Source organism: Mesorhizobium sp. M7A.F.Ca.US.005.03.2.1 (assembly GCF_003997795.1).
Taxonomy (GTDB): Bacteria; Pseudomonadota; Alphaproteobacteria; order Rhizobiales; family Rhizobiaceae; genus Mesorhizobium; species Mesorhizobium ciceri.
Genome location: NZ_RZRP01000411.1, coordinates 1 through 5,515, shown reverse-complemented (window position 1 = coordinate 5,515; position 5,515 = coordinate 1). Strand labels below are relative to the sequence as shown.

Annotated in this window: 7 protein-coding genes; 3 read left to right on the top strand and 4 right to left on the bottom strand. The window is 61.2% G+C overall.

All coding sequences use genetic code 11. The features are described from left to right. Positions 1 to 216 (bottom strand): FAD-dependent oxidoreductase (locus EN991_RS21490; protein ID WP_164769257.1); only part of this gene is annotated, 216 nt, incomplete at its 3' end. Between the two features lie 103 nt (positions 217 to 319). Between EN991_RS21490 and EN991_RS21485 the strand changes: the two genes are divergently transcribed. From EN991_RS21485 to EN991_RS21480, 3 genes are read left to right on the top strand one after another with little or no spacing between them, the layout of a single operon-like run. Then, the gene (locus tag EN991_RS21485) at positions 320 to 1,570 is read left to right on the top strand and encodes a cytochrome P450 (RefSeq protein WP_127369503.1); all 1,251 of its coding nucleotides are present in this window, start codon (positions 320 to 322) and stop codon (positions 1,568 to 1,570) included. A 51-nt stretch (positions 1,571 to 1,621) separates the two neighbouring features. After that, on the top strand, positions 1,622 to 1,993 hold the full coding sequence (locus EN991_RS41025) for a hypothetical protein (RefSeq protein ID WP_245461033.1): 372 nt from the start codon (positions 1,622 to 1,624) through the stop codon (positions 1,991 to 1,993). Beyond that, on the top strand, positions 1,941 to 2,663 hold the full coding sequence (locus tag EN991_RS21480) for a hypothetical protein (RefSeq protein WP_245461032.1): 723 nt from the start codon (positions 1,941 to 1,943) through the stop codon (positions 2,661 to 2,663). The genes EN991_RS41025 and EN991_RS21480 overlap by 53 nt, the downstream gene beginning before the upstream one ends. A 397-nt stretch (positions 2,664 to 3,060) precedes the next feature. Here the strand turns inward: EN991_RS21480 and EN991_RS21475 are convergent, their stop codons facing one another. The 3 genes from EN991_RS21475 to EN991_RS21465 all read right to left on the bottom strand — a co-directional run. Then, positions 3,061 to 3,408 carry a cupin domain-containing protein gene (locus tag EN991_RS21475; RefSeq protein ID WP_127369502.1) on the bottom strand — a complete coding sequence of 116 codons (348 nt, stop codon included), beginning with the start codon at positions 3,406 to 3,408 and terminating at the stop codon, positions 3,061 to 3,063. 94 nt (positions 3,409 to 3,502) lie between these two features. Next, a complete protein-coding gene (locus tag EN991_RS21470; protein WP_024504598.1) occupies positions 3,503 to 4,783 on the bottom strand; it encodes an O-acetylhomoserine aminocarboxypropyltransferase in 1,281 nt (426 codons plus the stop codon). Between the two features lie 226 nt (positions 4,784 to 5,009). Then, positions 5,010 to 5,515, bottom strand: a 506-nt coding sequence (locus EN991_RS21465) for a CoA-binding protein (protein ID WP_245461031.1), incomplete at its 5' end; no start/stop codon positions are given.

Sequence of the window (5,515 nt, the reverse complement as noted above, 5' to 3'; positions counted from 1 at the left end):
CATCTCGTCCCAGGCCTGGTAGGCTTCGGTGATCAGCCGGCCGTAGCCGGTCCCCGCGCGGTAAGCGCGGCGGATGATGCGGTGGTGGTCGCCCGAGGCGGCCAACGGGTTTGGGATCGGCCCCTGCTCGACGATCGAAACGCTGTGACCCGCCTTGACCAGCGACCACGCGGTCGAGAGGCCGGCAATACCCGCACCGACAACGATCACCTTCATCAAATCAGACTTTCCGCAGCCGGTCGGCTGGCTCAACGTATTGGATTGCGGGCGCCAACATACGGTCTGGAACCAGGCTGGCAAGCCGCGCTATTGGTCTGGCATGAGCAAATTGACGCCACCTGCCCTGGCCTTTGATCCAGCCACTCGACATCTGCGGCTCGACCCGCACGAGCCGGCTTTTTTTCAAAACCCTTATGATGCCTATGCTTTCCTCCACGGCCTATCGAATGCCTTCTTCTGGGAAGAATTCGGCTTCTGGTGCTTTGGCGGCTTCGACGACGTCAACCGGCTGCTGCGCGACCGCCGTTTCGGCCGCCAGAATCCGGCCGGCATTCCAGACAGTCGCGGTATCGGACAGGACCGTAGCCATCTCAGGGCTTTCGACGGCATCGAAGCCAATTCGATGCTGGAATTGGAGCCACCCGTGCACACGCGGCTCAGAACACTGGTGAACCGTGCCTTCGTCTCACGTCAGGTCGAACGGCTGCGGCCGCGCGTCGAAGCGCTCGCCAACGAACTGATCGACCGTTTCGACCCGGGCAAGACAGTCGACCTGCTGCCGGCCTTCGCGGCGCCCTTGCCGATCACCATCATTGCCGAAATGCTCGGCGTGCCGGTCGAGATGGGGCCGCAACTGCTCGACTGGTCGCACCAGATGGTCGCCATGTACATCCATGGCCGCACCCGCGAGATCGAAGAGACGGCCAACCGAGCCGCTGGCGAGTTCGCCGATTTCCTGCGCGGCTACGTCACCGAGCGCCGCAAGAACCCCGGCGACGACCTGCTGTCGCTGCTGATCTCGGCGCAAGAGGGCGGCCAGAAACTGTCGGAGGACGAGATGGTGTCCTCGACGATCCTGCTGCTCAATGCCGGTCATGAGGCGACCGTGCATCAGACCGGCAACGCCGTCCGTTCGATCCTTATGCAAGGCGGCGATGTCAGCCGCTTCTTCGGCTCACCCGAAGCGACCGCGGCAACGGTCGAGGAATGCCTGCGCTTCGATGCGCCGCTGCATATGTTCACACGCTACGCTTATCAGGAGATCGAACTCTCGCCCGGCATCGTCGTGCAGCCGGGCCAGACGATCGGGCTGCTGCTGGGGATGGCCAATCACGATCCGCGCGCCTTTGCAGTACCGCAAGCCTTCCGGCCCGATCGCGCGGACCAGAAGAACGTATCGTTCGGTGCCGGCATCCATTTCTGCATCGGCGCGCCGCTGGCCCGGCTCGAATTGCAGGTGTCGCTGAAAACCCTGTTCGAACGCCACCCAGAGCTGCATCTTGCCGAAACCCCAAGCTTCCGCGACACTTATCACTTCCACGGGCTGGAGACGCTTGCCGTCGGCTTCTGACGATCGCGAGCCAGGGGCTGCGATATGAGATTGTTTTCGATACGGGCGACGTTGTTTGCCCTGGCGCTGGCGTGCGCATTCCCTGAGATCGCGGCCGCCCAGCAGCAGCCGGAAAACATCCCGTGGCAAAACAGCATGGCCATCGCCCAGAAAATGGCGACGGTTCTGCTGGAGCGGCAGACCGGGTCGAAGGGCCTGCCGCCGACATCCTTTGCCATCGAGGTCGATCTCAACCTCGACGGTTTTCCGGAGATTTTCGCCTATCGCCATGCGCCCGGCTGTGATGGCACCAACTGCGGCAACTTCCTGTTTGTCCTGGAAGGCGACAGCTACCAGGAGGGTTCTCGGCGACATTCCGGGGGCGAGGCTGGTGCCGCAGGACAAGATCGGGCTCAGCGCCTTCAAGCGAAACGGTTTTCTTGACATGCAGTCCGACCAGATGACGATCGGCTGGGACGGCAAGCGCTATCTCGACGCCTCCGCCTTCCCGGCCTCGTCGCTCGACGGCGCGGCCTTCCTGGCGGCTTGCCAGAAAAGCAAATCCAACGAGCAGCCGGCGGAGGGCGAAGCCGAGCGCGTGAGCGCCGAATGCCAGTGCCAGCTCAACCGGTTTCAGGTAACCAGCCTCACGCAGGCCGATCTCGACATGTACACCGCGTCGCTGGCAGAAAACTTCGAATATCCGACGGGTGAAAAGTGGACGGCGCTGCTTGCCGTCCAGAACAGTGCCAAGGATGTCGGCACCGGCTGCGATGTCGCCAGCGGCAAGAACCAATGGCCGCCAGCCTATTTCAACCATGGCGACCAGCCGCAGCAGAAGTTGAGTTTTGACGGCTTTCTCGATGCCTGTCCGGCGCAGGATTTCATTCTCACCAACCACAAGATCGGATCACCGGACCGTGCGCTCACCCTGTGCGGCTGCCTCGCCCGCGAGATGCCGACGCAGGGCATCAGCCAGGAGGGACTCGATCTCATGGTGCAGTATTATCGCGACGAGATCTCCGACGCGGACATCGAGGCGCAGGACGCCGACGTGCTGACTTTCCACGACAAGGCCTCGGAAGCCTACCTTAGCCAGTTTCCGGCGAAGTAGACAAACCGGCACGCTGGCGACAGACCGAGGAGCCGAGATAGCCGGGACAATGAAATTCGGATTCTTGCGGGAAACCTCTATTGGAGGCCGATACTTTCCCTCAAATGCTAAATACCAGCAGTATCGTCGAGGCCACCGCAAAAACCGCCAACGTTGGAAAGAACACTATCGCCAACCAAAATCTCTTCGGGTGCATTTCTCGCAGGTAGACCCTACCGGGCGCAGGATAGATTCCTGATTTGATCGCTGGAAACACAACTGAAATGCAAAAATTTATGATCCAGACATCCGCAAATATACAAGCAATAGTGACAGCTATTTTATATGCATCCATACCTAATTGTACTGGAATTTCAAACTAGCGCAAGCTCTCCGCTGTTATTGTTCATGAAAGCGATCAGAGCTTGATCACATACTCCTTGCGAGTCGTTTCAAGCACTTCCCAGCTGCCCTTGAAGCCGGGCCTGAGCACAAAACTGTCGCCGGCCTTGACGGTGCGCGCCTGCCCATCGTCCTCCGTCACCACCGAAACGCCGGACAGGATGTGGCAGAACTCCCATTCGTCATAGGCGATGCGCCATTTGCCGGGGGTCGATTCCCAGATGCCGGCGTAGAGGCCGCCCTCCCGCTCCTCGACATTCCAGGTGCGGAATTTGGGATCGCCCGAGATCAGCCGATCCGGCGCCGGCGCGCCAGATTCGGGTTCGACGCTGTCGGTCGATATCGTCAAGTAGTGCACGGACAAGACTTGTTCTCCATGAAAGAGCCGGCAATCCGCCGGCTCACCCCCACGCCGGCGCTGCGCGCCGACCCTCCCCACAAGGGGGAGGGTAAAAGAATCAGACCTTGGCGAGCGCCTGTTCGAGGTCGGCGACGATGTCGTTGACGTCCTCGATGCCGATCGACAGCCGCACCGTGTCCGGTCCTGCGCCAGCCTTGACCTTCTGCTCGTCGGATAGCTGGCGGTGCGTGGTCGAGGCCGGGTGGATGACCAGAGACTTGGTGTCGCCGACATTGGCCAGATGCGAGAACAGTTCGAGCGCCTCGACGAATTTGACGCCGGCGTCATAGCCGCCCTTCAGCGCGAAGGTGAACACGGCGCCGGCGCCAAGTGGTGAGTACTTCTTCTGCAGTGCATTGTTCTTGTCCGAGGGCAGGCCGGGGTAGTTCACCGACGCGACCTTGGGATGATTGGACAGCCAGGCAGCAACCGTCACGGCGTTATCGCAGTGGCGCTGCATGCGCAGCGGCAAGGTTTCCAGGCCGGTCAGGATCAGGAATGCGTTGAACGGCGAGATCGCCGGGCCGAGGTCGCGCAGGCCAAGCACGCGCGCGGCAATGGCGAAGGCGAAATTGCCGAAGGTTTCGTGCAGAACGAGGCCGCCATATTCAGGGCGCGGTTCCGACAGCATCGGGTATTTGCCCGATTTCGACCAGTCGAAGGTGCCGCCGTCGACGATGGCGCCGCCGATCGAATTGCCGTGACCGCCGATGAATTTGGTCAGCGAATGGACGACGATGTCGGCGCCATGCTCGATCGGCCGGATGAGGTAGGGCGAGGCCAGTGTGTTGTCGACGATCAGCGGCAGGCCGTGCTTGCGCGCGATGTCGCCGATCTTCTCGATGTCGACGAAGGTGCCGCCCGGATTGGCGAGGCTTTCGATGAAGATCGCCTTGGTCCTGTCGTCGATCTGGCTTTCGAAGGTCGAGATATCGTTGGTGTCGGCCCATCGCACCTCCCAGCCATAATTCTTGAAGGCATGGCCGAATTGGTTGATCGAACCGCCGTAAAGCTTGTTGGCCGCGACGAAATTGTCGCCCGGCTGCATCAGATTGTGGAACACGATCACCTGCGCCGCATGGCCGGAGGCGACCGCGAGTGCCGCCGTGCCGCCTTCAAGGGCCGCCATGCGCTCTTCCAGCACCGCCTGGGTCGGGTTCATGATGCGGGTGTAGATGTTGCCGAAGGCCTTCAGCCCGAACAGCGACGCGGCATGGTCTGCATCGTCGAAGACGAAGGAGGTCGTCTGGTAGATCGGCGTGGCGCGCGCGCCGGTCGCCGGATCGGGCTTGGCACCGGCGTGGACGGCGAGCGTGTTGAAACCTGGCGTGCGGGTCACTGAAAACCTCCCTTTTGAAACTCTTGAAATCGCCGGGCATTCTTGGCGAAGCATGAGCGCGAATGCAAAGAAGAAAATACCCTTCGGCTAGCGATCTGCGGCCGAGGCCCGAGAAAATGCGCTGGCCTAAGGAATAATTTTGCGCCTAAGGCGCATCGCGCGTCAGGCCTTGCTTTTGGTGCACGTCGTTATCCCAAAACCGCTGCGCACTTTTGAGCGACGTGCACTACTTCTGCCGCACGCCAAAACTCTGGAATCCCGACCGCATCAGCGGCTTCTTCGACGACAGCACGCCGGAATTGACGCCGGTCCAACCGATCTCGCCGGACAGCTTGCCATATTCGATCTTGGGGCAGCGGTTCATCACCACCTTGATGCCGGCGGCCTCGGCGCGCGCGGCTGCTTCGTCATGGCGCACGCCAAGCTGCATCCAGATCACTTTCGGCAAGGGATCGAGCCGCAACGCCTCGTCGACGATGCCGGGCACCGCCGCCGGCGCGCGAAAAATGTCGACCATGTCGATCGGCTCCGGAATATCGGCGAGCCTCGCATAGGTCATCCGGCCGAGGATCTCCTTGCCGGCCTGGCCAGGATTGATCGGAAACACCGAAAATCCCTTGGCCAGCAGATATTTCAGCACGAAATAGCTTGGCCGCACATCATTGGCGGACGCGCCGACCATGGCAACGGTCTTCACCGAATTGAGGATGCCGGCAATGTAAGTGTTGTCGT

Bases quoted from the DNA above. Each gene is read 5' to 3' on its own strand.
- EN991_RS21485 (WP_127369503.1), top strand. From the start codon at position 320: ATGAGCAAATTGACGCCACCTGCCCTGGCCTTTGATCCAGCCACTCGA.